We start from the raw sequence: 26,312 nt of genomic DNA, 5'->3' as shown, positions 1-26,312 counted from the left end.
AGAAAGGTGTATACTTAAAGAAAAGAAAGTGGTGAGTATTTGATTATTCCAAAAGATTTAGCAGAGTTAGCAACATATGTGGAGAAAGGCAAAAATGTCTTCTTTTTCACCGCCGATTGGTGTGGCGATTGTCGATATATCAAACCGCAATTGCCTGAGATCGAAGCGGATTTTCCAGCGCTTCAGTTTATCGAAGTCGACCGTGATGAATACATGGATGTAGCGGTTGAATGGAACATTTTTGGTATTCCTAGCCTCGTCGTTATCGAAGACGGCAAGGAGCTGGGACGGTTAGTCAACAAGGATCGCAAAACCAAAGAAGAGATCGAAGCCTTTTTAACCAGCGTACAATCAGCATAGGAGGGGAAAAAGATGGAAGCACAAAGATATCAAAATATTTTAGTAGGGATCGACGGTTCAGATCAAGCGATGTCAGCCTTCAAAAAAGCAGTGGAAGTCGCTCGTCGAAACCAAGGGAAGGTCTATGCCGCAACGATCATCGATCAGCAAGTGCCGACCATGATGGGCTATGCACCTTTGGATAGTTCCATCTTAGAACAAGAAAAAGACACGGCGAAAAATCTGATCGACGACTGCAAAGCCTACGCAAAATCAGTGGATTTTGATCTAGTAGAAGGCATCGTCGCTTACGGCTCCATCAAAGACGCCCTTGCCACCCAATTACCGGATCAATACGACATCGATTTGATCATGGTGGGGCAATCCGGGCTGAACGCCGTGGAACGCTTCATGATGGGGAGTGTCGCCAGCTTCGTTATCCGTGAAGCCCGGTGCGACGTGCTGATCGTATCACCTGAAGAAAACAAAGCGTAAGGTCATTTTGGAAAAAATAAGCTTGTCGTTGCCGTGTTCTTTTCCATAGTTTGCATGGTAGTAACAAGTGACAAAAGGAAGTTCCTGAGAACCAGCGGTTTTGCTCGCTAGTGAAGCATTGTCTTTAGCAAATGAGCAGTAGCTGGTTTTCAGGCTTTTTTGTCTTTGAAAATAACTAGAATTTCAAGGAAAACAAAGAAATTCCATGACGGATGCCGAAAAATTTGATAAGATTATGGGCGGAATGTGTAAGTACCTAAGGAGGAAAAAACGTGATTTTTGCTTATAACAAAGAATATGTCAGTGATACACTGCTTGCCATCACAGCAGATGATAAAGGATTAGAACAAACCGTCGAACGCAAAGGCAATGTTGCCCAAATCAAAAATGAAGAAGGCACGATCGTTGGCTGGAACTTTTTTGCGATCTCAGAAGTGATGACGATCGAAGGCCGTGGTCAAGTGACGTTGACGAAAGAACAAATCCAACAATTGAACACCATGATCAAAGAAGCAGGATTCAGCGAAGAACTGCCTGCAGATACGGAACCAAAAATCGTCGTTGGCTATGTGAAATCTTGTGTAGAACATCCAGACAGCGACCATCTTTCTATCACGGAAACAGAAGTTGGAGATGGGAAAGTCTTGCAAATCGTCTGTGGCGCTGCCAATATTCGTAAAGGATTGAAAGTCGTTGTCGCAAAACCTGGCGCAATGATGCCGGATGGCTTGATGATTTGGCCGGGGACACTTCGTGGCGTAGAAAGCTTCGGAATGATCTGTTCTGCTAAAGAACTACATTTAGAAGGTGCCCCAATGAAAAAAGGCATCCTTGAGCTGCCTCAAGATGCCGTTGTAGGTGAAGCTTTTCCAGTCGGTAAAGCCTAAAAAATGAACTGCCGCTTCCTGTTTTTGCGGCAGTTCATTTTTTGATTGTTTCGATTGGTTTTGGTAATTAGTTGCTGCTGTCTGTTGATTGTTCGTTGATCGATGTATCAACGGAAAGTTTTACTTCTGCTGTTTTTTCTTCATCGCCACGATAGAAGGTTACAGTGATCGTGTCACCGACTTTGTGTTTGTACAACGCAGATTGCAGATCCGTTGTGGTGCTGACTTCTGTATCATCGATTTTCGTGATAACGTCATATTGTTGCAATCCTGCTTGTTCTGCTGGTGTTGCATTGTTGACTGAGTAGATCACAACGCCTGAAGTTACAGATGAAGGAACTTTCAAGATTTGTTCTTGTTGTTGTGATGTGATTGAACCTAAATCAATCGTTTGGATCCCTAGTGCAGGGCGAACCACTTTGCCGTCTGCTTCTAGTTGATTGATGATTTCAACGACATCGTTACTTGGGATCGCAAAGCCCATCCCTTCGACACTAACGCCTGAAGCAGAGCCCGAGGTGCTGGCGATTTTACTTGAGTTGATCCCAATCACTTGACCATCAACGTTGATCAGTGGACCACCTGAGTTCCCTGGGTTGATTGCAGCATCCGTTTGGATCGCATTGATACTGATCGTACCACCAGATTCGTTTTGGCTTGTTACTTGACGATTCAAGGAAGACACGATCCCTTGTGTCACAGAGTTTGCATAGTCAGAGCCTAGAGGAGAACCGATCGCGATTGCTGGTTCGCCGACTTTCAAGGCACTTGAATCGCCAAATGTTGCGGCAGTTGTAACTTTTTCAGAAGAGATTTTTAAGACGGCTAAGTCTGTGTAAGAATCGGTACCTACCAATTCAGCTTTGACTTTTGTACCATCTGCTAAGACAACTTCCAAACCATCTTGACCTTCAACTACGTGGTTGTTGGTTACGACATAGGCATCGTCGCCATCAATTTTGTAGATGACACCACTCCCTTCGGAAGAAGCTTCTAAGGCGCTGTCGTCTTCGCTTTGGCTATCGCCTTCACTTTGTCCACCTTGCTGACCAAAGAGGCTGTTCCAATCGTTGCTTTGACTTTGTTGTAGATTAATGATGGAAACCACCGAATCTTGTACTTTTTCAACTGCCTCAGTGACATCGCTAGTCACATCAAGTTTTACATTGGATACTTGGGTTTGTCCGTTAGAATCTTGGACCCCGCTGTTGGTCGTGGTTTCTGGTGTTGAAGTCAAGGATGAACCCATTGCCAGATACAGACCGCCGAAGGTCAATAATCCGCCGACCATACCGCCTAAAATCCCAATACCTAATCGTTTTAATAAACCAGGAGAAGTTTTCTTACCTGGTGTGACATATTTTCTTGCCATTACTATTTCCCCCTTAATGAATAATTCGTTATAATCAGTATATTCCTTCTATCTGAGATTAGTCTACTAAGAGATTTTGAAAAAAATATGAAGAAGTTGCGTAAGAATCTGTTTCAAACGATGAAATTTTCTTCGCAAGACCCGTTCATTTTTGAATAAAAATAGCAGAGAAATCTGGGGAGGAGCAAAGGTTTTTTTATCCACAGTGTGTGGACAATCTTGATGGGGTTGGTTGGGAGGATGAAGAAATCGTTGAATTGTCACAGTTTTATAGATAAGATAGAAGAATTTCAAAGAAAGTCAAAGTGTGTAAAAGGTTGTGGATAGCATTGTCCACATTTTCATAAAATAAGGGGATAACGAGGAGGAACCTATGAAAATCAAAATCGTCACAGTAGGAAAACTAAAAGAAAAGTACCTCGTTCAAGGAATCAACGAGTACGCCAAACGATTGGGGGCATACGCAAAGCTTGAGTTTGTCGAAGTACCAGATGAAAAAGCGCCAGAAACCTTGAGTGAAGCCCAAATGCTGCAAATCAAAGAAAAAGAAGGCCAGCGGATTTTAGCCAAAATCAAAGACACCGAATATGTCTTTGCCTTAGCAATCGAAGGCACCAATCCCACCAGCGAAGCCTTCGCCAAACAAATCGATCAACTCGGCATCCAAGGAAAAAGCCAACTGACCTTCGTCATCGGCGGCTCCCTAGGCTTAAGCCAAGAAGTCATGACTCGCAGTGATGCCAAAATCTCCTTTGGCAAAATGACCTACCCCCACCAACTCATGAAACTGATCTTATTGGAGCAGATTTATCGCGCGTATCGAATCAATACGGGAGCGCCGTATCATAAGTAAATATCTTAAGCAGTATAATAGAAAAAATTAACCACCGGTACTACCGGTAAAAAGGAGCAACAACCATGCGAAATATCAAACTAACGATTGAATACGACGGCAAGCGCTACTTAGGGTGGCAACGACTAGGAGATTCTGAAAAAACGATCCAAGAAAAAGTTGAAGGGGTCATCAAATTATTGACGGGAGAAGAAATTGAGATCGTGGGTTCTGGTAGAACCGATGCGGGCACGCATGCTCGAGGACAAGTGGCAAATTTCAAGACGACCCATCAAATGAGTTTGCCAGAGATGCAGCAGTTCTTTAACCGCTATTTGCCGCAAGACATCGTTGTCAACAAGATTGAAGAAGTGCCTGAACGATTCCATGCACGCTATCACGCTAAAGGCAAGCAATACAGCTATTATGTTTGGAACAACGCGATCCCATCGGTCTTTGCTCGCAATACCAGTTTTCATTGCCCGCAGCCCCTTGATTTGGAAAAAATGCAGCAAGCGGCTGAGAAGTTGATCGGCACCCATGATTTTATTGGCTTTTCTGCGTTGAAAAAATCAAAAAAATCAACGGTGCGCACAATCGATGAAATCACTATCACACCAGAAGGCGACCTATTGCGGTTTACCTTCAAAGGCAACGGCTTTTTGCATAAAATGGTCCGAATCTTGACAGGCACACTGATTGCCATTGGCGATGGCACGCTACCGCCAGAAGTGATCGATCAAGTGTTAGCCGATAAAGTACGACAAGCAGCTGGTGAAACAGTGCCTTCTCATGGCTTATTTCTAGATGAGGTGTATTATTAAAAGAAACAGGGTAATGGCTATTTAAGGAAAGGAGATCATCTATTGATCACATTAAAATCCCCACGAGAGATCGAACAAATGAAAACTTCTGGTCGTATCTTGGCAAGTATTCACGAGCAGCTACGGGAAAAAATCGTTCCCGGTATCACCACGAACCAAATCAACGCCTTTGTCCATCAACAGATAGAAGCTGCAGGGGCAACAGCCGCGCAAATCGGGTTTGAAGGGTATGAATTTGCGACGTGTATCAGTGTCAATGAAGAGATTTGTCATGGTTTCCCTTCAGAATATGTTTTAAAATCAGGCGATGTCGTCAAAGTCGATTTTTGTGTCGATTACAAAGGAGCAATCTCTGACAGCTGTTGGACATATGCTGTAGGAGAGATTTCGCCAGAACATCAAGCACTGATGGAAGTAACGAAAGAAGCCTTGATGAGAGGCATCGAGCAAGCACAGGTTGGCAACCGAGTCGGCGATATTGGTTATGCGATCCAAAGCTTCGCTGAAGAAAAAGGGTATGGTGTCGTGCGGGACTTTATTGCTCACGGCATTGGCCCAACCATTCATGAAGAACCATTCTTTCCTCATTTCGGGTTACCTGGCAAAGGAATTCGTTTGAAAGAGGGCATGACGATCACCATCGAACCGATGATCACGACCGGCACTTGGCGCATGAAGATGGACCCAAACGGCTGGACAGCACGCACGATTGACGGGAGCTATTGTGCCCAATATGAACATTCGATCGCCATCACCAAAGAAGGTCCAGTCATCATGACGTTGCAAAAGGAAGAAACGTGAACATCACTTAATGTCTTTGAAAAATAACTGTGTGGAACTTCCGTAACATGAGTATTTACTACTTCTCTTAAAGGGCATACCTAACTGATGGTACGCCCTTTCGATGTGTGCTTTTTTCAAAAAGCTCTATAAAAGAACTAAGTAATCAACAAATGCCTTTCTTATTCATATCGGTTTTTTTGTTGGAGTCATTCATATAGCATATCGTGGGCTCAGTTGTTTTGGGGTGATTTATTCAAACTAGAGAATGATCTTTTCTCTACTAAAATGAAAATGGGATTGGAGAGTCAATTCCGATTCATCAGTCCCATAAATTATAGCGCCTTTTTTATAGATTAAGAAAAGAGGGGCAGAAACTTAAAATTTTGATCTCTATTTTATTAATATTTTCATAGATCATTAGTACTAGCGATCTATGAAAATATATTAACTTAAGTTTACAAATAATAATACTTTATATGTCAAATTTCAATAAAGCATAAAAAGACTAGCCATATAGAGCTAGTCTTTTTTATATCTTATTTCTTGTAACCTTTTCTACTTTTAAATGATAAACCTAACAGACTTAGACTAGCCAAAACAAAACCAATGATTCGTAAACTTTCTTGAAAAGTAAAAGAGTCGGCGTCTCCTGTTTTAGGCATCATTGCTAGGCTTGAAGATTTTAAGAGTGTGGATTTCACGTCATGCCTTGAAGACCTAGTAGGCAGGGGAATCGTCTCTCTATTTACCTGATTTTCTTTTTTTGTTAAAGATTGCGCTGTTTGTTTACTTTCAGATTTCATGAGCGCTGTTTTGAATTGGATTGTTTTAATTGTTTGCTTTTCTTCAGAAGTCTTAGGGACAGGTCGGCTTGTTTTCTGTTCACTTAGTTGTTCCAATTTCATAATTACTGGTTTTTCAATAATTGGTACTCTACTAGCTTGAATAAACTGTTTATGATCAAAAGGGTTTAAATTTTTAGGGATATCTCCATCGATAAGTGATGGCTGTTTTTCGACTAGTACATTAGTTGCAGGAGTAATCTTTTCTGTATTTGTAGAGAATGTATTATCAATTATAGTAGTCGCAAAAGTATTGATTGCTTGCATAGAAAAATTAAAAGTATTCATTTGTGGAAATTTTTTAATAGGAACATTTATTGTCATTTCTACTGGTTGGCTAGGTATCATACTAGGTACTTCTTTTAGCTGTTTATTTATTGGATCCTCGTATTTTTTATTCGGTACTTTTTGCTCAGAGACAGTTTTAACCGGTGCGATATACTCAGCTTTTGTAGGAACAGCAGGAGTAGCAGGAACCAATTGAACCGGTGTATTCGGCTGCAAATCAGGGACGTTTATCACAGGAGTTGCAGGTACAAAGGGCGTATTTGGTACTTTTTGCTCAGAGACAGGTTTAACTGGTGCGATATACTCGGCTTTTGTAGGAACAGCAGGAGTAGCAGGAACCAATTGCACAGGCGTATTCGGCTGCAAATCAGGCACGTTTATCACAGGAGTTGCAGGAACAGCTGGCGTATTCGGTACTTTTTGCTCAGAGACAGGTTTAACTGGTGCGATATACTCGGCTTTTGTAGGAACAGCAGGAGTAGCAGGAACCAATTGCACAGGCGTATTCGGCTGCAAATCAGGCACGTTTATCACAGGAGTTGCAGGAACAGCTGGCGTATTCGGTACTTTTTGCTCAGAGACAGGTTTAACCGGTGCGATATACTCGGCTTTTGTAGGAACAGCAGGAGTAGCAGGAACCAATTGCACAGGCGTATTCGGCTGCAAATCAGGGACATTTATCACAGGAGTAGCAGGAACAGCTGGCGTATTCGATACTTTTTGCTCAGAGATAGGTTTAGCCGGTGCGATATACTCGGCTTTTGTAGGTACCGATGGTGCAGATGGGGTTTCTTGCTTAATAATCGGCGGTGTTTGATTAGGTTCAGCAGGCGTTAAAGACTGCTCAGGTTTTTGCTGACCGGGAGTATTCGGTGGTGTAATGATACCGTTATCCCCTGAAGTTTGGTTATACCATACATTATTATCATTAACCCAAGTTTCACCATTTTCACTGGTGGCTTTTTTTTGTGTTTGATCAGTTGTTACATCAACGCCATTGATGGAGTCTGCATTGGCTTGAGCCTCAGTCGCGATTACGGTAGTTATGCTAGCTAATATGATTGATGTGGCAATGATTTGTTTTTTCATGATTAAAATTTCTCCTCAAATTCGATTTGTGATTGGTTTTTCTCGTAGAAATACAAGTATCTTGTCTAAGAACTTAGAATAAGATAGTCAATCCACGGCAAAATAAAAGACAAATCTCCATGAACACCAGTGAAAATGGAAGTAAATACTGAATGGTATTTAAATTCAATGAATTATTTCATGAAAATTTCTTGATTCTGTCTGACAAAACTTATCATATAAGGTTTTGGCTTATTCTACATAGAAGGTCTTAAATTTAGTACCTCAATGATAATTATGGTGAGTGCTATTATATTATTTATTGAAATTCTTGTTCTAAAACAGCCCATTGTTTCTTCTTTTGTTTCTAGTAATCATATTCTTACTTGTATTCAAAGATAATAAGGACAAAATGGTTAATTAATTTTTCTGAATATGTGTGTACATAAAGATGATTAATATCTCTTTTGTAACTCAATTCCATGAATAACAATAAACTTCCAAAGTCATATGTTCTTTTATAAGTCCTAAATTAAAGACTTTTTTTTCTTTGACCAAATTCAAGAGGTAAAATAAATGGAAATTCGCAGACTGCTTTTAAAATGACAAGTAGAAGAGGAAACATTTTGAATAAACGAATAGGTATTGTGCGGATCTCTTAGAATAAATTTGAAAGGAGATAACAAGTGACAATAAAATCAGCTAACGAATATTTCTTATTTTTCGATGATTTTTTCGAAAAATATAACTATCCATTAATTAACGAGTACTATATAACGACAAAAGAAAATTTCATTAAATTGATTCAGAATATTTCTACCAAAAATGCGTTTGCAACCATCAAAGAATTGGTACGAATCGATGCTAAGTTGCAAATTTTATCTAGTTTAATTGATGACAATATTTTCAAATTATCTGAAACTGAAATAATAAGATTGGCAGAAATAGATAGCGGAACTTACTATGAAGAAATATTCAGGATGGATGGAATGACAAATATTAGTAAGATTCACTCACTTATACTTCTATAAAATAAATGACTTCAGGAGACTGTTCAAAGTGAATTTTATTCAGATAATATAAAATTTTAATATGCGATTTAAATATATATTTACAATAAAAAGACAGGTCAGAACTTTACTCTCCTGACCTGACATTTTTATTTATGACGGGTTGCTTTTTTATTATTTACCTCAAAGTTTATTATCTATTGAGCATAATACTTTGAATAAACCTATTTAATGTTAGGGTTCATGATTTACAGTTTGATATTAGAAGAACTAAACAAATTTATGAATTACCTTGATTCACTTTTTCTGTTTGATTCTTATTGGCGTCATCGACAGCTTTTGCTGCATCATCGCTACCTTTTAATGCTTCTACACTATCTTTATTACTGTCAGGAAGCACATTGTGCTCAGACAGGATACTATCAACTGCAGTTTTAAGTGCGCCTAGTTGTTCATCTTTTGCAGCTGCTACGGCACTTCCTTTATCTTCAGCAGTTTTTTTATCAAGAGCTGCACTGGCTTGCGCTTCTGTGACAGCGTTATTGGCATTTGTAAGTTGTGTTCTTAAATCAGTAATTGTGTTATTTGCCGTTTCGAGATTATTTTCGACAGCTTTCTTCTCATTCTCAGCTTTTATTTTATCAGCTTCTGCTTTTGCTTTATCTACTAACGCTGTTGCCAAGTCTGTCTTAGTGCCGCTTAAAGTTCGGGATAAGGCATGAACACCTTGGTAGATAGCTTCTGTAGTTGCCGTGGAGTCACGATAAAGTGCAGTGCTGGCTGCAAATGTTGTAACACTCCCGAATATTGTACAAAGTAAGCCAGTGGCTATTAAAGATTTTGATAATTGCTTTTTTTTCATGTTCTAAATTCTCCATTTATTTATTTTGTTGCAAAATCTATTTTAGGTTATTTTAGGTTCAAATTACCTAAAAAGACAGATATTTCATACTTCAAAAAAGTAAAATATAGGTGCATATAATATAAATAATGATTTATCTATATGATCGTATGTTTCATTTTTAGCAAGCACGATAATGCTGGGAAAATTAGTTGTCCTTGGTATAGTATCAGTCTTTCTCAATCTTCCTGGTATTCAATATGAATATGGTATAATTAAAATACAAAACTTTACAAAATTTTGTATGAAACAGAAAATTAGTATGTATATTTATTTTTCCCGAGAAGGCTACCATGTTTGAATAGTTTTAAAATAATAATCAGATAAAAATAAGGAGGTTGGGTAAATATGAAAAAACAATCAGCTAATTTCTTGTTATTGACTACTATAGGAATTGCTTTGATTTATCAAATTTTATCTTTTATAAATTTTCCCGAGCTACTTCATGTCGTTTTTGGAACGGTTTGGAATTTAGTATTTGCCTTTATTGCCGGGTATTGTTTATTAAGAAAGGACTTTCTAAATCAGTTCAAGCACTTCAACTTTAAATCATTCGCCTGGGGATTACCTCTTGTTTTGTTTTCTGGAATGCTTTTTTCATTCCTCTATTCATTAATTTTTGGGCAACCTACGCCGAATGCGATTAATGATACACTTTCAGTAAAAATGATTTTGTTTCAAGTGCCCTTTATGCTGATGGGAGAAGAACTATTAAGTACAAATATCCTAATCGCTCTTCAGAAAAAAGGCCTTTCTTTTTTCTGGTCAACAATTATCTGCAGCATTCTTTTTGCATTCTGGCACATTCCTGCGTATGGATTTCACCCTATACAATTAATATTCACCCTAGCACCGGCTAGGTTAGCACTAAACTATGTATGGGAGAAATCATCTAGTGTTTGGGTGAGTTGGATCTGTCATTTTATCTATGACTCGCTAGGCTTTATTATCTTTTTTCTCAAATAGTGTTTTTTTAATTCCTATATTGATATATAGACGAATAAGAGAATTAGCAAGAACTTGCTAGTTCTCTTTTTTTCTATTTATATAAAGAACCTTATTGTTCAATACATGACTCGTAATAGTTATAAAAAAATTATTGTTTCGAATTTTTCGGTCTCATATTTAATACCTGATGATCCAAAAAAAGAAAGATTACTATAATAAGAAATGTAAGAAGTTTTTTAATACAATCTTATGATAGGAGGATAATAAATGTATGGAGAAACGTTAAGGAAAATTCGTCTGAAAAAAGGGTTAACTCAAAAAGAAGTGTATGAAAACATCATATCAAAATCATATGCAGTAGAATTCGAAAAAGGAAAGCATCAAATTTCTACTTATATATTGCTTGAAATTTTACAGAATCTATCTATAGAAATAGACGAATTTTTATTTATTGCTAATAACTATAATATGAACGAAAAAACGTATTATGATTATACGTACAGTAAGTTAGCCAACAAGCATGATATTGAAGGTCTAGAAGATTTATTAAAAACATTAAAAAGTAGGGAAGGTAGATTAAATGATATTAGAATAGCTGAAGTAAGGTCTCGTCTCCGAATTTTACGAAATTTCAGAGACAATGGTGTTTATGATACAAATGTGATTTTACAAGAAGATAGACAGACTATTTTAACCTACCTAATTGAGAGGGAAAGTTGGACACTTCAAGAAATTAAGCTTTTCGCTAATACGCTAGATTTGTTAGACAATGAATCAATATTTATTCTTTTTAAAAGAGTTTCTCGTGTGCTTGAATATTATGCCGATCTAGAGAAGGGGAAAGAAATATATTGCGCATTGATTATAAATTTATTGGAATATACATTTAAGAAAAAGCAATACGACTATACAGAAATATTACTTATCCAATTGGATCTTTTATCATCCAACTATAAAGAGTTTTTTTATAGAACCGTTTATAATTTTTTTGAGGGACTCTTGGTAATGAAAAAACTTGATCAAGAAAAGGGAAGAGCTATTGCAGAAAATATGTTAGATATTATGAAAAAATTAAACCAAGAACCACTAGCGAAGTTGTACGCCCTTTTATTGATTTAACGGATTTTTTCATAGATGATAATAAATCCATTACTTGTTAAACTGAACCAATCATTTAAATAAATTAAAAAGCAGGAGGAATATAAAATGAAACAATTTGGCAGTTCAATTTTCTTTTTTTTATTAGCAGTAGTGCTCTTTATGGTTAGTAACTTGGTAGGGTCGCATCTGGACTCAAGAGGATTTGTTGTAGAGCCAGCATTCTTTTGTATACCACTAGGATATTTATCAATCTTTATTTCAATTTCTATTACTACTACTAAGCTATTAAGAAATAAATTAAAGACTAAATGATACAGATGAGATGTTTTTCACGATTAGGACTTCTTGTTTTTAATCTAAACGAAAGAAAAAGAGGAGCGAATGAGATGTATCCAAGTCATTCACTCCTCTTTTTCTTTCATCTTATAGGTTAAGTCACTATAATGATCAGAAAACAAATTGTATAATAAGATCAAATATTATTTTAAAGAAATTTAATGAATAATATGCTAGCATACATATTTCTTTGTTGATATGGATGAGAGAATCTTGAATGTGAGAGGAGTACTATATGTACGGAGAAACTATAAGGGAAATAAGATTAAAAAAAGGATTTAGCCAGAAAGATGTATATGGAAATATTATATCTAAATCATATGCTATTGAATTTGAAAAAGGAAAACATCAAATATCAGCCAATATACTGATGCAAATATTAGACAATATTTCTATGGACATTGATGAATTTATGTTTATTTCTAATGGATACCAATTAAATGAACAGAATAACTATAATTATATTTATAATAAACTGGCGAACAATCAAGATATCAAAGGACTCAAACATCTTTTAGAAGATCTGCAAGTAAAATCCGGCAAGTTAAATGGAATTAGAATTGCTGAGGTCAGATCTCGGATACGCCTCTTAGAATATTTTGAAGAGTATGGGGAATATAATACCAAAGTAGTTTTAGAAGCTGATAGACATACCATTTTAACCTATCTGATCGATGTGGAAAGTTGGTCTCTGCAAGAAATTCAACTATTTACGAATACACTCGAATTTTTAGATAGTGAAATTATTCTAGTTTTTTTTAAAAGAGTTTCAAAATTGATGGAACGTTATGTGAAACTTGAAAAAGGAAGAGAAATATATTGTGTTTTGTTGATCAACCTAATTGAATATACATTTAAAAGACAGCAGTATGACTATACAGAAGTATTATTAACACAGCTAGATTTACTATCAACCGATTATAAAGAATTTTTTCACCGAACGGTATATAAGTTTTTTAGCGGGTTACTATTAATAAAAAGAGGGCCTGAGCAAGAGGGAAGAGATCTTACACAAAAAATGCTTCAGATAATGAGAGGTTTAAATCAAGACTCTTTAGCTGAGCTTTATTCACAATTAGTTTCATAATTATATAGGGCATGTAGTTTTCGATTGTGCATCTATTTAAAAGTAGATATTAAGACTTAAATTAGAAAGCTATTTAAGTTTAAAATACTATGGTTTATTTTTCATTCTAAATATGTTTACTAATTTGAATTAGATGGTCAAATTAGATGAATTTGCCCAAATAGGAAGCTGAAGGTATTTAAAGAGAATTATGATTTATATTAATTAAAGGGATAATAACTATAAACATAGTTGTCAATAACTTATTTGGGGAATGAATATTTATATAGAAATTGTTGGGAAGTCCATTATATCGGACTTTTTTTATTTTCTTCTTAAATAGCCTTATTATAAGATTTACATTGTAAGGAAAGAGGAAATCAAATGGAAGAATTAACATATAAAACATACCGATGCGGATCCCTTAAGTTCAAAAGCCCAATCGATCAGAAACGTCAGAAAGAAATTGAGAGAAAATGTAATCGACAAGAGGTTCAAAAGTTAGCACAGATACTCTTGAAGCAAGAGTTATTATTAATAGGAAATTAATCTATGAAAAAATCAACTCTTTCATCTGTGATTGTATCTGGTATAACTTGCGCATTGGTAATTTTATTTGGCTATGTCTTGGCAAAATCGGAGCACCCAATAAATCGGTTTGTCGAGGCGATGAAGGAACCAACGTTTATGGAGTCTATTGGGAGTACCGAACAATCAGGAAGGAGCACAAGCGAAACTATGGCGCCATCTACATCGGAGCCGCAATGGTATAACCAAGCAGAAAGTTTGATATCGGATTTTCATGAACGGATGACTTTGGCACAAAACCAAAACACTACTTTCAATATTGGCGCCACTGTCGACGAGTTAGAACATGCTATTCAACTGATGGCACGGTCTAATCAAGATAGTGGCATGTTATTAATCTATTCTAGGTAAATATTATATGACCACGGCTACCCTACAGATAATCCAAATTTTGTTGAAGACTTAATAACAAGAGCATTTCATAGTGCTGGGTGGCAAGTTGCGCCTAATGAAGAAGGTTTCACCGAATCAAGCAACTAATCATAGTATGATATTATACAATTTTGATTTTTAAGAATGCGACAGAGTCTAATTTATGTATTTTGTTCTTGTTGTGAGATAATATTGGTACAATATTATTGAGGATCAGAAACTTAATAATTTTTGATCCTTTTTCTATTCTTCATTTCAAAATTCCTTTAGTAGCTCAATTAGTTAGGATAGAAAGATCCTAATTTAGGACAGCAGAGTAAACTTTTAAGAACAATTCTTTTTAAATGAATTTAGGTGCTTCGACAAAAGGATAATTATGTATATACTCCGTCGTGATATATCTTATACTATGTATATATAGAAAGAGGTGTCGCGCATGGAAATGTTACCTATAAAAAAATGGGGCAATAGTAACGGTCTTAGATTGCCAAAGTACATTATGGAGTATCTTGGCATTCATACTGATGACAAAGTGAAGATAATACAAGAAGAAGTAAACGGGCATAAGCGACTAATCATCGAAGCGGCAAATTCAGAAAACGAGTTAACGATTGAAAAGTTATTTGAAAATTACACTGCTGAGAGAAATCAGGTGGAAATTCAACGTTTAGGTGAAGCCGTAGGGAATGAAAGGTGGTAAAAAAAACTAGACAAGGTGATATTTTGTTGTTGGATACAGCTCCTCGTTCTGGACATGAACAAACGGAAAAAAGGCCCTATATTGTTTTAAGTCATGACATGATTGCAGATTATAGTAACGTTGCCACCATTGCTCCGATTTCTAGTACAAGTAGAAACTATTCGTTATACGTAAGTATTGATCCAGATTATGGCATGAAAACAACAGGAAAAGTATTGCTAGATCAATTAACGACAATTGATTATGAAGCCAGAGCATGTGTTTTTTTGGAAAAAGCGCATGAGCACTTGGTTGATGAGTTATTGATAAAAGTTAGAACAGTATTTCAAAAAGTAAGTAGATAAAAACAGCATGATCATCTAATCGATGTTGACCATGCTGTTTTCTTTTATTCTATAGACAGTGTGTCCGTAAACTTATACTCCTTTGTAATCTTTGAGATAGCAACGCCATTCTCAAAAGCCTGAACGATTTATACGCTAACCCATACAAAAGCCAAAAACGTTCGAGGATTTCTCTCAAACGTTTTTTGGGCATCAAATTGGGCGAATCGGCGAAACTATGGTACAGTGCAACCAAACAAGGAGCGAGAGCCGCTCCTTCATGAGGCAAAGGGGCAATGGTGATGAAGCAAACAACGATGGCGTGGCTGTCAGAAATCTATAATTTGATCTTGCATCCTGGCACGAGACAGTGGGAACGAGAACAACTGGTGCAAGCAAAAAATACCTTGGAAACCCAGCTGGCGACCAATCCAAAAGCGGGCAAACACGAAAAGGAATCGTCAAATAGTCTTGAAGACCAACAGACCAGGCGGGTTTTGGAAAAACTAGAAGCGTCGTTGCGTCCTTTGGCACTGAGAAACAATCTGACCCCGAATGTCGCCGAGTTTTATCAAACAATCAGCCATCCAGCACCGAAAAAGGCCATAAATGAAGAAACAAGCAAAGCCCAACCAGCAGAAGTTTCCGTGGAGCCGAACGAAACAGGTGGAAAAGCACAAGAAGTGGCTATTTTTGCTGGCGGCTGCTTTTGGTGTATGGTAGAGCCTTTTGAAGACCAGCCGGGCATTCTTTCCGTCTTGTCGGGGTATACCGGGGGAACAGTCCCGAATCCGACGTATGATCAAGTACTAAGCGGAACAACAGGGCATGTTGAAGCGGTAGAGATCGTTTTTGATCCCAAAATCATCACCTATCAGGACTTGTTGCAGTTGTACTGGCAAGTGACAGACCCGACAGATGCTTTCGGACAATTTCAAGATCGCGGCAATTTTTATCGCCCAATCATTTTCTATACGACTGCTGAACAGGAAGTGTTTGCGCAAGGAGCCAAAAAGGAACTAGCCCAATCTGGTTATTATCAGCAACCCATCGTGACTGAGATCCGCAAGGCCACGCAGTTTTGGCCAGCGGAAAACTACCATCAAGCATTTTACAAGAAACAGCCAAAGCGCTACCAGCGGATCAAGCGAGCGCGCAAACAACTGATGCTTTTTTATCGGTTGAAACGCTGGACAAACCGAGGAAAAAAACGATCATAAACAGAAGATCACTAAAAAAAGCGGGGCTCCGAGAAAAGGAGAAAAGAATCAAATGAAGGCTCTTTTCTCCACAAGCCGCGCTTTTTTCTGCGCTTTTAGCCAATTGGATAAAAAACGTAGATTTATTTTAGAATAATGTCCAAAGAAAGCGTTAACAACAAGAATTATAATAGAGAAAGAAAAAGTGGCGAAAAAGGTCGAAAAAGCAGGTGTCTTTTGCTTGATTCCTTTCTTCGAGGAAAGAAGGTGGGAAACACCAGAGAATAATCAGCGGAAAAATCAATCAGCAACACCCCATAGCAACACAACATTTATTATATGAAGATTCATATAAGTTAGGAGAAATGTGATGAAAAAAAAGGGAACGTTCGTCTCACTGTTTATGGCTCTCATTCTTTTTATCTTTTCAGAAAGAACAGTGTTTGCGGCAGAAGCGATCAATGAGATCGTTGCACCAACTGGAGTCAAAGCATTTTTAGTACTGATTCCGTTAGTGTTAGTACTGGTTTTACTCTTTAAAAAAGTAGATATGATCATTGCTGGCTTGATTGCTGGGATATTGGCGATGATTATTGGCGGGATCAGTTTAGCTGAAGCCAATTCGCAACTGTTGGAAGCTATTCCGACGATGTTAAGTATTACGGTGCCAATCATCAATTCCGCTGTAGCGATGGCGGTCTTCAAAGCCGGTAGTTATACGGCAGCCTTAACCTTAGCCAAAAGGGGGACCAAAGGAAAAGTGGAATATGTGGCTGGTTTTATTGTCATCTTATTGGCAGCAGCGACTTATATGTCTGGGATCGGCGGCGGGAGTGCAATGGTGATCGCACCGTTAGCATTTGCGGCAGTTGGAGTGGTACCCGAATTGATCGCAGCGATGTCGTTGGCAGCAGCGGTCTCCTTTACGACTTCTCCTGCCTCTTTGGAATCTAGTATCGTGTCTGAACTAGGCGGCTTTAGTGTCGCTTCTTATGTCGATCAAATGCGCCCATTTTGGTTGTTATTCGTTGGTTTGGCGATTTTATTGGCATTCTTCGGGACCAAGCGTCGTCATCTGGGCTTCAAAGAATCTGCCAACCAAGAGTACGAAAACAAAAGCAATGGCGAGTTATTCAAAACGACATTGCCTGCGATCTTCTTGCTTTTTGCGGTCATCTTTGGCCCGTTGATCAATGACCTGATCGGCTTTGTCCTTTTTACGCCGCTAGTTTATATGGTGGTCACGTTGGCGTTGATTTTTGTTTGTACCGACTTTTCGATGAATCAATCGGTGGAAGCGATGGTGGACGGATCCACGTATATTTTGACCCGCTTGTTCCAAGTGGGGATCTTTTTAGCCTTCATCAACGTGATCGCTGAAACTGGGACATTTGCTGTTATTGCTGGTGCGGCACAAAATGCCCCCGCAGCGATCGTCGTTCCCGTGGCGATCTTGACGGGTGTCTTGATTGGGATTCCCGCAGGTGCCTATGTTGGCTCCGTATTAACATTAGTGTTACCAGTTGCCGTTTCATTAGGCTTCCCAGTGTTAGCTCTTGGTTTTGTAACGATGGGGGTTGGACTCGGCAGTCAAATGAGTTTCGTCAACATTACGATGCAAGCTTTATCTTCTGGTTTCCAAATTCCGATTCTAGATGTGGTCAAAGGAAACGTGAAGTGGTTGAGTTTAGCAGCCGTATTATTATTAGTCATCGGCTTAGTGTTTGGCTGATGGATAGGAGGAAAACATGGATTTATTGATCAAGCAAGCACGTCTTGAAGACGATGCAGAATTAGTAGACATTGCCATTTCAGGAGGAAAAATCACCGCAGTTGCACCCAACATTGAAGAATCAGCAGCAAAAACGATTGAGGCGAAAGGCAAAGTGGTGATCCCCGGATTGATCGAAAGCCATATCCACTTAGACAAAGCCTTGATTGCCGATCGTGAACCTAATAATTCAGGTACATTACAAGAAGCGATCCAAGTTACGGCAAAGCTCAAACCGACTTTTACCGAAGAAGATATTTATGATCGAGCGAAACGTGCATTAGAAATGCTGATCGTACATGGTACGACTGCTGTTCGCACCCATGCCGAATTTGATCCGGCGCAAGGCTTCACTGGGTTTGACACCATCATGCGCTTAAAAGAAGAATACCGAGACCTGATCGACATTCAGGTCGTTGCCTTTCCGCAAGAAGGAATTTTTAAAGCACCCGGAACGGATAAAATGATGATTGAAGCGATGGAAAAAGGCGCCGATGTCGTGGGCGGCATTCCTTACAATGATGCGCCAGCCAATGAACACATCGACTTGATCTTTGAGATCGCCAAACAATTTGACAAAGACATTGACTTGCATCAGGATTTTGCTGACGAAGCAGACGATACATCGATCGTCTACCTGTGTGAAAAAACCATCGCAGAAGGCTACCAAGGTCGGGTATCTGTAGGACATTTGACTGCGCTGCACGCCATGGAACCGGATCAGCTGGCAGAAGTTATCGATTTGATGGTCAAAGCCCAAATCAATGTGATGCCGTTGCCTGCGACCGACTTACACTTAGGTGCTAGAAACGATGCCTACAACGTTCGTCGTGCCGTGACGCCGATTCGCAAATTACGTGATGCCGGTGTGAATATTTGCTTAGGCAGCAACAATATTCGTAACGCCTTTACGCCATATGGCAACGGTGATTTGATTCAAATCGCTATGTTGGCTGTGCCAGTGGCGCATTTAGGCGGCGCCGATGACCTGCCGACAGTCTTGCCAATGATTACGACCAATACCGCCAAAGCATTAAATATCAAAGACTATGGGATTGCTGTTGGCAACCGCGCAGATTTGATTCTTTTAGATACCCAGAGAAAAGCCGATGTGCTGATCGATATTCCTGAACGTTTAGTGGTCATCAAAAATGGCCGCATCATCGTGGAAGTCAAAAAAGAAGTGACGATCCACCGTTAGCAACAGGTCATGTTTTCTTAAGTAGTACGATTTATTCGTGCTACTTTTTTTATCGTAATATAGTTGAAGTAACAAGATCATTTTCTAGTCATTTGTTCTTTTTTCATCTATGATAGAAAGAAAACCGCTATCACGGAGAGTTCGTTTAAGAAAAACCTGTCAAAACTGTTTGACAATGCCGTAATATCAATGGATTTGAGCAGCAATCACAGCAGGTCTGCGTTAAGGTAGAAGAAGGAGGCCAAGATGACGATTGGGGAAGCACTAAAGAACCATCGAGTCACACAACAAATGAGCCAAGAAGAAGTAGCAACAAAAATTTTAGTGACCCGCACATCGATCTCAAATTGGGAAACCGGCAAGACGGTCCCAGACAGTTTGAATTTATTAAAACTGAGTACCCTTTATGGGTGCAGTGTCGATGAGCTATTAAAAAAGGAGCGAGCAGGAATGAAAAAGAACTTTCGTACGATGACCTATGGTGCTGGATTGAAAGATGGAACGATGCGTTTGAAAATCGAGACCGATGCCAGCAAGTTTTTCCCACGAGGGGTTGAAGTCAAAGCATCCGTCGATTTAGAAACAGGAGAAGTGACCTTTTTTGTCGAGCAAGAGGATTTGGAAAAACTGAAAGCAGCTACTGAAGAAAAATAATTTTTTTTATACAGTTTTTTGCTAAATTTTGCTTGGACAAGAGAAAAAAAGTGATGGATAAAAAAACACGAGCCTACCTGCATCGTGTTTTTTTATGTGGGATGAAAGAGGACTGAGGCAATCGATGGAAGCTGATTTTGTTTTTTCTTATCTGCTATTTTCAAAGTTTGTAACGTTTAAGGGAAAGCGAAAAGATGTAAACGGATATATACAATATATAGTGAATAGATCGATTTTTATCTGAATAAAGCACAATATGTAGTATTTACTTTTTTAATAGATTGTGTAAAATAGCAGGTGTAGTGAAGAAGGAGCTGTTGTTTTTGAGAGTAACTGTATTTTGCGGTACTCGTTTAGAAAATGAGGAAAAGTTGGCAAAGACCGCTCGTGCCATCGGCAATGCCTTAGCAAAAAATCACATCGAGTTGATTTATTGCGCCCCTTTGGCTGGCTTGATGAGGGAGATCGTTAATGGGGTCTTTGAAAAAGAAGGCGCAGTGACGGGGATCTATCCATCAGGTTCCTTTGCAGAAGATTTGCCGCCAATCGTCACTGGATCAAGCACATACACCGAGTTCTATACGGATACGAGGGAGGAACAAACACAACAATTGCTGGAAATGAGCGATGCCTACCTTGTATTACCTGGTGGATTTGGTACACTAGAGGAGTTGTCATCAATATGCTCTTTTATGACTCTTGGGAAATTGCCAGTCAAGCCAATCGGTGTGTTGATGAACGAAGTCTTGAAGGATGGACTGAAGCCACTGCTAAAAATGTTTGAAGCTTCCAGCTTTGCTTGGGCTGAACTGCCGGAAACGCTCTTTTTCCTATCTGACGTTGAGTCGTTGATCCAACGATTGGCGGCGAAGGGGTCAGGAAAGGAGTGCTTGGCAGGATGAAGCATGTCTATTTAGCTGGACCGTTTTTTTCAAACGAACAAGTCGCACGACTCAAACAGGTAGAACGCAGTTTAGCTGAAAACCCACAGCCTTTGGCGGTCTATTCGCCGCGCCTGTATCAAGAAGGTTCATCTGAACCCAATACACCGGAATGGGCGAGAGAAATTTTTGAAAAAGACGTGCTGGAATTGACACGAGCCGACGTCGTCGTTGCCGTTTTGGATTACCATGAAGGAATCACTGATCCGGGAACAGCCTTTGAAATCGGCGCAGCACACGTACTAAATAAACCAGTGATCGCTTTTCAGGAAAAAGCCGCGGCGGTCAATCTGATGTTGACGGAGTCGGTACAAGCGTATTTGACTGATTTGACGGCACTAAGAGCGTATGATTTTGAAGAGATGGCGCACCGAGCATTTGTCGGTGACTATATTTAATAAAGGATGGATGAATGTGTTATTAATCGCAGGTACGATCGGGGCAGGAAAAAGCAGTTTGACTGATTTTTTATCGAAGGAAATGGCGTCGAAGCCTTTTTATGAAAACGTGGAGGACAACGATGTTCTGCCATTGTTTTATTCCAATCCAGAACGATACGCCTTTTTATTGCAGATTTTTTTCTTAAACAAAAGTTTTTTAGGGATGCGGGAAGCTTTGTCGAATGATGACAATGTCATTGATCGCTCCATCTATGAGGACAGTTTGATGTTTCATCTAAATGCGGATCTAGGTCGAATCGCACCGATGGAGGTCGAACAATACGATAACCTGTTGAATACGATGCTGCGGGAATTGGAAGAATCGGCGCCGTTGAAACATCCAGATTTAATGGTTCATATCAAGGTTTCCTTGAATACGATGATCGAACGGATCAATAAACGTGGTCGTTCCTATGAACAAATTGCCAATGATCCGACATTGTACGACTATTACAAAGAATTGAATCAGCGATACGATGAATGGTATGAAAACTTTGACGTTTGTCCGAAAATGCAAATTGATGGGGATCAATTGGACTTTGTTGCCAATGAAGACAACCTCATGGTGATCCTCGAGATGATCCAAGAAAAATTGGCAGAAGTCCGTCAGACCCATGGCAAAGGCCACTATTGTACGGACAAAGCCATCGCAAAAGGTGATTTTTCCATGAAAAATTAAAGCAGAGAAGCAACCGATGATTCTTGCCAGTTGGTTGAAAAGCAGTCATCCCTGTCAGCTTTTTTATGATTAATCGAAGTGCTTGAAAACGGCGATTTTACAGGATTAAAGAGCAATCCTTGTTGTCAAACCAATTATTCAATGGCGTTTGCAGTAAACAAAAGGAAATTGGTCAGCACCGAGGACGCCGTTTTCGGTGCTTTAGTGTTTCAATTATCTATTGAGAGACATATTCGCGCCAGACACCAGCAGCAAAGGCAATGACTCGTGTTGGTGTGTCAAGAGTCTGTCCATGTGGTCACTAGGGTGAGTTACTAGCTGATTGAGTGCATCAAGTGTTATTCAAACGGGTGAATGCTGCGAAATACTAATAGTTGATACAATCACCAGCACTTCATTGAAGAATATTTTGCCGAAAAGTAGAGAGATTCGCTTGTAGTCTATTGCCAAGCGAATGCTTCTCTTTTTTTATTGGTAAGGGCTGTTTAGTGTGAGCGTTTGATTTGATCAAGGGGCATCGTTGCGAGGATCTCACAAAGTTTCTGAAAAAAATTTGCATATTCATCTTTTGCTTCGTATACTAGTTTAGGACGTTGTTTATAAAACGCTGTATCATCGTACATATTTTTTTGATAGGAGGAATTGCATGAAAGACAAACGAAAAGTCTTGCGTCCGTTAGGATCAGGGTTTGCGATGGCGGTTCCTTTGTTTATAGGGATCCTTGTTCAGGACCCTTTGATAAGTTCTGTGGGGGCGATGGGGGCTTTTTCATACTTAGCTTTTCAACATCGGTCCCTTTTTTATAATCTGCGCGCCATTTTGACCCACGGGGCGGCGTTGCTGCTGGCCTTTATTTTAGGCGCTGGGACAGCACTGATTCCTTGGAGCGCGCCTTTTATTATCGGTGCTTTATCGTTTTCCGCGTTTTTGTTGTCAAAAGTGATGCGGATCCCCAAGCCGGATTATTTCTTCGTGTTGATGCTTTATGCCACCGGCTTTAATTTTCACGCAGCGCACCTTGGAGAGATCTTGCACCACAGTTCCTATTTACTTTATGGCATCGCAGGCTCACTGCTTGCTGGACTGGTGATTTCGTTGGCTGAACAGCTGCCGTTGAAAGAAGAAAAAACGGCCTTTCAACAACTGAGCTTGCACGAGAAATATTCGCTAGCATTATCTCAGCAACCAGAAATGGTCATCAAGGCGCTGCACTTTTCTTTGATATTGTTCATTGCGACCTACATTGCCTATCTGTTGCGGGACAGCAACGGCTATTGGATCTTGATTTCTGCTGCTGCCGTCTTGGCAGGAGAACATATGGAAAAAATCAAAAATCGCACGATTGGTAGGGTACTGGGAGGAATCGTGGGGCTGCTGCTGGGTTTCTTATTGATGTCCTTGCATATGCCCCTTGAAGCGATCGCAGTGGTATTGATCATTCTAAACATATTGACGGAGTTTTTTATGCCAGTCAATTATACCGTTGCTAATTTTTTTACCAACCCGCAAGTCCTGCTGTTAATGACCATCGGTACTAGTTTTACGCCGCTGAAATTGATCCCATTGCGTTTTTCAGGGGCATTGATCGGCAGCGTGCTGGCAATGCTGTTGATCTTTCTAATGGATTGGGCAGTAAAGCAAATGGAGCAAGCACTGGGAAACAAACCAGAAGACACGACGGATCAAACACAATAGAATGCACCATCATCGATAAGCAAGAGCAGCAGCTCTTGCTTTTTTTTTGCCTTTGATCCTCTATCTAAACGTTTTCTCCATCGGATAGGAAAAATAAGGGAAATATGAAATAATCGAGCAAAGGTTCCTGTTTTGGAATAGAAGCGTTTACATTTTTGCAAACTAAAGTGGCAGAAACATCTACTTTTTTTGTTGTAAGCGAAATCATATACTCAAATCAGAGAAGGAGAGAAAGTTGTGAAAAAACGAATCGTAGATGTTTTGCATCGCCTGTTAGTGACTGATTATCCACTATCCATCGAGCAACTGGCAGAAGAGACCGCAGCCAGTGGGCGGACGATCCGCAATGATTTGAATGAGATCAACACGTTTCTTGCTGACTTACACATCGGACCGATCCAAACCCTTCGAGGAAAGGGCATCCTTTTGAAACTGACCTCGAAGCAGCAAGCCATTGTTTGGCAGGCATTACAGGCACAACAGTCGGAATATATGACCCGTGAAGAGCGGAGTTTTGATCTGCTACTGCATCTGACATTTTCAAAAGAGATCCTGGTGTTGAATAAAAAAGAAGAAGCGTACCAGATATCGAAAAGCAGCATGGATGAAGACATGCGCCGTTTGCGGGCGGACATCAATAAATATGGCATTGAGATCATTAGTCTAGGAAAAAAAGGACTGCGGTTGAATGGATCGGAACGAGCGATTCGGACGATGATTTTTGACATCATCAATCAGCGGATCGGTAGGCTGCCACTTGATAAACAGACCCCAGATTTAGTCTTTACGAAATTGCTTTATCGCTATTTGCCGCAAAAAGAAATCAAACAGATCCAACAAGTGATGCAAGCAGTGTTGCCGCCAAATCAAAATGAGTTGTATAGCAGCCAAATCTTATTGTTTACCGCCATTTGGCTGATGCGCATCAGAATGAAGGAATTTATCACACGCATGAATTGGTCTACTTCCAGCAATCCTCTCCAAGGGTCAGCCTATATCCAGGCGATCGCTGAAACCTTTTCGATCGAGCCACCAGAAATCGAAGTCAACTATCTTTCTTTCATCATCGAATCACTGAATTTTAAAGATTTGTCCAATTCCATCGAATGGGCGCATGCGCAACTTTTGTCGCTGCAGCTGATCCAATTTGTGGAATGCCAAACCAAGATCCCTTTTAGTAAAAAGGAAGAAGAGCTGTTAGAGGGATTGTATAAACATATGGCAGCGCTGATCGTTCGAGCCAAGAGCGGCATTCAAGTACCCAATCCGATCAAAGAGACTGTTCGCAAAAATTATGGACAAATCTACCAAGCCGTCAAGGGCTTCGCCCCCACGATCGAAGAGATCGTCGATCAACCACTATCAGAAGATGAACTGACATTTCTCGTGATCCATTTTTCTACAGCCCTAAGTTCATTGAACCACGAAATCATTACGAGCTATAAGGCGGTCGTCGTCTGTAACCATGGAATGGCAACCGGCAATCTGCTGGCAGCCAGCCTCAAGGAGAAGTTTCCAGAAGTAGAAGTCGCGGCAGTCTTGAATTCACAAGAAGTCAATTTGATTACGAAATTCGATGTGGATCTGGTTTTTTCAACCTATGAGATCGATTATCGAGAAAAGCCGGTATTACTGATCCCACCGATCATCAATGAAGAAAATCACCAAGTGATCCGCCGTTTCTTAAACAACAATGAACAATTCAAGCGGATCGCCTTTGACCAAAAAAATGCCACGCTGTTCTTCAATCAGTTGCTTACAGTGATTGAAGAAAGCGGCGGGACAGTCGATGCTGCCGCCTATCGCAAATTGACACACTTGTTTGAACAAAATCAATTAGCCATTAATGCAAGGGAGATTCAGCCAATGTTAAAAGATGTTTTATCCGCTAATCACATTCAATTAAACGTTCCTGTTCAAAATTGGGAAGAAGCCATTGAACGCTCTGCGCAGCCGCTAGTAAAAGAACAGATCATCGAAAAACGCTATATCGAGGCAATGGTTGCGGCGGTGGAGGAATACGGTCCTTATATCGTCATCGGCAAACATTTGGCGCTGGCGCATGCACGACCAGAAGATGGCGCCCAGCAGTTGGGTGTGAGTGTCCTCACCTTGGCGCCGCCAGTCGCATTTGGGAACCCAGAAATGGACCCTGTCAAAATCATTTTTTGCTTGGCTGCGGTGGACTCCTACTCTCATCTTGCCATCATGAAGGAATTGATCGAACTGATCAATGATGAAGAAAAAGTCACGCAGTTGCTGGCTTGTTCCACGATTGAAGCTTTTCAATCATTGCTATTTTCATAAAAAACAAGAAAAGGGGAAAAAATCATGAACAAATTATCGATCTTATTCGTATGCGGTGCAGGTCTTGGCAGCAGCTTTGCGGCTCAGATGTCAACAGAAGATGTCTTAACGAAATTAGGAGTGGAGGCGAAATTGGATCATGTCGATATCTCATCAGCAGTATCAATGAAACCAGACATCATCATTACGGCAGAGAATTTTCGGACGCAATTTGAAAAGTTTGCTTTGGACCCGACAACCGCAATCATTTATTTACGCAACATCGTTTCAAAACCAGAAATCGAAGAAAAAATCATCCCAGTATTAACGGAAAAAGGCGCACTGTAAGGAAGAGGCATGACGAAGGGAG

Annotated in this window: 28 protein-coding genes; 25 read left to right on the top strand and 3 right to left on the bottom strand. The window is 39.7% G+C overall.

The annotated features are described in order from the left end of the window. The first annotated feature begins 39 nt into the window (after positions 1-39). From IGI92_RS11580 to ytpR, 3 genes are all read left to right on the top strand, one after another. Positions 40-360 carry a thioredoxin family protein gene (locus IGI92_RS11580; protein ID WP_008379116.1) on the top strand — a complete coding sequence of 107 codons (321 nt, stop codon included), beginning with the start codon at positions 40-42 and terminating at the stop codon, positions 358-360. A 12-nt stretch (positions 361-372) separates the two neighbouring features. After that, on the top strand, positions 373-834 hold the full coding sequence (locus IGI92_RS11575; protein ID WP_086373191.1) for a universal stress protein: 462 nt from the start codon (positions 373-375) through the stop codon (positions 832-834). A gap of 272 nt (positions 835-1,106) precedes the next feature. After that, positions 1,107-1,721: a YtpR family tRNA-binding protein gene (gene ytpR, locus IGI92_RS11570; protein ID WP_005234600.1), complete on the top strand. Its 615-nt coding sequence runs from the start codon at positions 1,107-1,109 to the stop codon at positions 1,719-1,721. A 67-nt stretch (positions 1,722-1,788) separates the two neighbouring features. Here the strand turns inward: ytpR and IGI92_RS11565 are convergent, their stop codons facing one another. Next, the gene (locus IGI92_RS11565; RefSeq protein ID WP_008379110.1) at positions 1,789-3,093 is read right to left on the bottom strand and encodes a S1C family serine protease; all 1,305 of its coding nucleotides are present in this window, start codon (positions 3,091-3,093) and stop codon (positions 1,789-1,791) included. A 373-nt stretch (positions 3,094-3,466) separates the two neighbouring features. On the opposite strand from IGI92_RS11565, the gene rlmH reads away from it, so the two are divergent. From rlmH to map, 3 genes are all read left to right on the top strand, one after another. Then, complete coding sequence (gene rlmH / locus IGI92_RS11560) at positions 3,467-3,946, top strand: 23S rRNA (pseudouridine(1915)-N(3))-methyltransferase RlmH (protein ID WP_008379108.1); 480 nt, start codon at positions 3,467-3,469, stop codon at positions 3,944-3,946. 65 nt (positions 3,947-4,011) lie between these two features. After that, positions 4,012-4,749, top strand: coding sequence for a tRNA pseudouridine(38-40) synthase TruA (gene truA, locus IGI92_RS11555; protein ID WP_005225435.1), 738 nt, complete (start codon positions 4,012-4,014; stop codon positions 4,747-4,749). A 42-nt stretch (positions 4,750-4,791) separates the two neighbouring features. Continuing rightward, positions 4,792-5,550 carry a type I methionyl aminopeptidase gene (map, locus tag IGI92_RS11550; RefSeq protein ID WP_005234612.1) on the top strand — a complete coding sequence of 253 codons (759 nt, stop codon included), beginning with the start codon at positions 4,792-4,794 and terminating at the stop codon, positions 5,548-5,550. A 518-nt stretch (positions 5,551-6,068) separates the two neighbouring features. Here map and IGI92_RS11545 read toward each other — a convergent pair. Next, a complete protein-coding gene (locus tag IGI92_RS11545; protein WP_430607115.1) occupies positions 6,069-7,751 on the bottom strand; it encodes a hypothetical protein in 1,683 nt (560 codons plus the stop codon). Between the two features lie 665 nt (positions 7,752-8,416). Here IGI92_RS11545 and IGI92_RS11540 point away from each other — a divergent pair. Then, a complete protein-coding gene (locus IGI92_RS11540) occupies positions 8,417-8,761 on the top strand; it encodes a DUF7006 family protein (RefSeq protein ID WP_005234616.1) in 345 nt (114 codons plus the stop codon). Between the two features lie 259 nt (positions 8,762-9,020). Here the strand turns inward: IGI92_RS11540 and IGI92_RS11535 are convergent, their stop codons facing one another. Further along, complete coding sequence (locus tag IGI92_RS11535) at positions 9,021-9,602, bottom strand: hypothetical protein (RefSeq protein WP_005234617.1); 582 nt, start codon at positions 9,600-9,602, stop codon at positions 9,021-9,023. Between the two features lie 387 nt (positions 9,603-9,989). On the opposite strand from IGI92_RS11535, the gene IGI92_RS11530 reads away from it, so the two are divergent. From IGI92_RS11530 to IGI92_RS11445, 18 genes are all read left to right on the top strand, one after another. Next, positions 9,990-10,607 (top strand): CPBP family intramembrane glutamic endopeptidase, encoded by a 618-nt coding sequence (locus IGI92_RS11530; protein ID WP_430607113.1) that lies wholly within the window; start codon positions 9,990-9,992, stop codon positions 10,605-10,607. Positions 10,608-10,856: 249 nt separating this feature from the next. Continuing rightward, positions 10,857-11,708, top strand: coding sequence for a helix-turn-helix domain-containing protein (locus IGI92_RS11525; RefSeq protein WP_244732226.1), 852 nt, complete (start codon positions 10,857-10,859; stop codon positions 11,706-11,708). Between the two features lie 87 nt (positions 11,709-11,795). Beyond that, the gene (locus tag IGI92_RS11520; RefSeq protein WP_194188424.1) at positions 11,796-12,002 is read left to right on the top strand and encodes a DUF3955 domain-containing protein; all 207 of its coding nucleotides are present in this window, start codon (positions 11,796-11,798) and stop codon (positions 12,000-12,002) included. A 259-nt stretch (positions 12,003-12,261) separates the two neighbouring features. Next, positions 12,262-13,113: a helix-turn-helix domain-containing protein gene (locus tag IGI92_RS11515; RefSeq protein ID WP_430607110.1), complete on the top strand. Its 852-nt coding sequence runs from the start codon at positions 12,262-12,264 to the stop codon at positions 13,111-13,113. Between the two features lie 363 nt (positions 13,114-13,476). Beyond that, positions 13,477-13,641 carry a hypothetical protein gene (locus IGI92_RS11510; RefSeq protein WP_194188423.1) on the top strand — a complete coding sequence of 55 codons (165 nt, stop codon included), beginning with the start codon at positions 13,477-13,479 and terminating at the stop codon, positions 13,639-13,641. Positions 13,642-13,644: 3 nt separating this feature from the next. Further along, positions 13,645-14,031: a hypothetical protein gene (locus IGI92_RS11505; protein ID WP_087664983.1), complete on the top strand. Its 387-nt coding sequence runs from the start codon at positions 13,645-13,647 to the stop codon at positions 14,029-14,031. Between the two features lie 457 nt (positions 14,032-14,488). Next, positions 14,489-14,752: an AbrB/MazE/SpoVT family DNA-binding domain-containing protein gene (locus tag IGI92_RS11500; protein WP_087664981.1), complete on the top strand. Its 264-nt coding sequence runs from the start codon at positions 14,489-14,491 to the stop codon at positions 14,750-14,752. Next, positions 14,746-15,096 carry a type II toxin-antitoxin system PemK/MazF family toxin gene (locus IGI92_RS11495; RefSeq protein WP_430607106.1) on the top strand — a complete coding sequence of 117 codons (351 nt, stop codon included), beginning with the start codon at positions 14,746-14,748 and terminating at the stop codon, positions 15,094-15,096. Before IGI92_RS11500 ends, IGI92_RS11495 begins: the two co-directional genes overlap by 7 nt. 275 nt (positions 15,097-15,371) lie before the next feature. Beyond that, positions 15,372-16,295 carry a peptide-methionine (S)-S-oxide reductase MsrA gene (gene msrA, locus IGI92_RS11490; RefSeq protein WP_430607104.1) on the top strand — a complete coding sequence of 308 codons (924 nt, stop codon included), beginning with the start codon at positions 15,372-15,374 and terminating at the stop codon, positions 16,293-16,295. A gap of 349 nt (positions 16,296-16,644) precedes the next feature. Then, the gene (locus IGI92_RS11485) at positions 16,645-18,006 is read left to right on the top strand and encodes a hypothetical protein (RefSeq protein ID WP_005225442.1); all 1,362 of its coding nucleotides are present in this window, start codon (positions 16,645-16,647) and stop codon (positions 18,004-18,006) included. Between the two features lie 16 nt (positions 18,007-18,022). Then, positions 18,023-19,246: an amidohydrolase family protein gene (locus IGI92_RS11480; protein WP_430607103.1), complete on the top strand. Its 1,224-nt coding sequence runs from the start codon at positions 18,023-18,025 to the stop codon at positions 19,244-19,246. Positions 19,247-19,492: 246 nt separating this feature from the next. Beyond that, positions 19,493-19,900, top strand: coding sequence for a helix-turn-helix domain-containing protein (locus tag IGI92_RS11475; protein WP_008379091.1), 408 nt, complete (start codon positions 19,493-19,495; stop codon positions 19,898-19,900). Positions 19,901-20,223: 323 nt separating this feature from the next. Then, positions 20,224-20,802, top strand: coding sequence for an LOG family protein (locus IGI92_RS11470; protein ID WP_430607102.1), 579 nt, complete (start codon positions 20,224-20,226; stop codon positions 20,800-20,802). Beyond that, positions 20,799-21,239, top strand: coding sequence for a nucleoside 2-deoxyribosyltransferase (locus IGI92_RS11465; RefSeq protein ID WP_016621407.1), 441 nt, complete (start codon positions 20,799-20,801; stop codon positions 21,237-21,239). Before IGI92_RS11470 ends, IGI92_RS11465 begins: the two co-directional genes overlap by 4 nt. A 16-nt stretch (positions 21,240-21,255) precedes the next feature. Further along, positions 21,256-21,960, top strand: a complete 705-nt coding sequence (locus tag IGI92_RS11460; protein WP_430607100.1) for a deoxynucleoside kinase — start codon at positions 21,256-21,258, stop codon at positions 21,958-21,960. Between the two features lie 646 nt (positions 21,961-22,606). Beyond that, complete coding sequence (locus tag IGI92_RS11455; RefSeq protein ID WP_005234658.1) at positions 22,607-23,656, top strand: FUSC family protein; 1,050 nt, start codon at positions 22,607-22,609, stop codon at positions 23,654-23,656. Positions 23,657-23,893: 237 nt separating this feature from the next. Further along, entirely contained in the window at positions 23,894-25,963 is a 2,070-nt protein-coding gene (locus IGI92_RS11450; RefSeq protein WP_430607099.1) for a BglG family transcription antiterminator, read from the top strand. A gap of 24 nt (positions 25,964-25,987) precedes the next feature. Next, entirely contained in the window at positions 25,988-26,290 is a 303-nt protein-coding gene (locus IGI92_RS11445) for a PTS sugar transporter subunit IIB (protein WP_015509266.1), read from the top strand. Positions 26,291-26,312: the final 22 nt, after the last annotated feature.

It is taken from the genome of Enterococcus sp. DIV2379, from assembly GCF_050542965.1.
GTDB classification, from domain to species: domain Bacteria; phylum Bacillota; class Bacilli; order Lactobacillales; family Enterococcaceae; genus Enterococcus_D; species Enterococcus_D entomosocium.
Note: the sequence above shows the minus strand (reverse complement) of the source record. Positions and strands in the feature narration are given on the sequence as shown.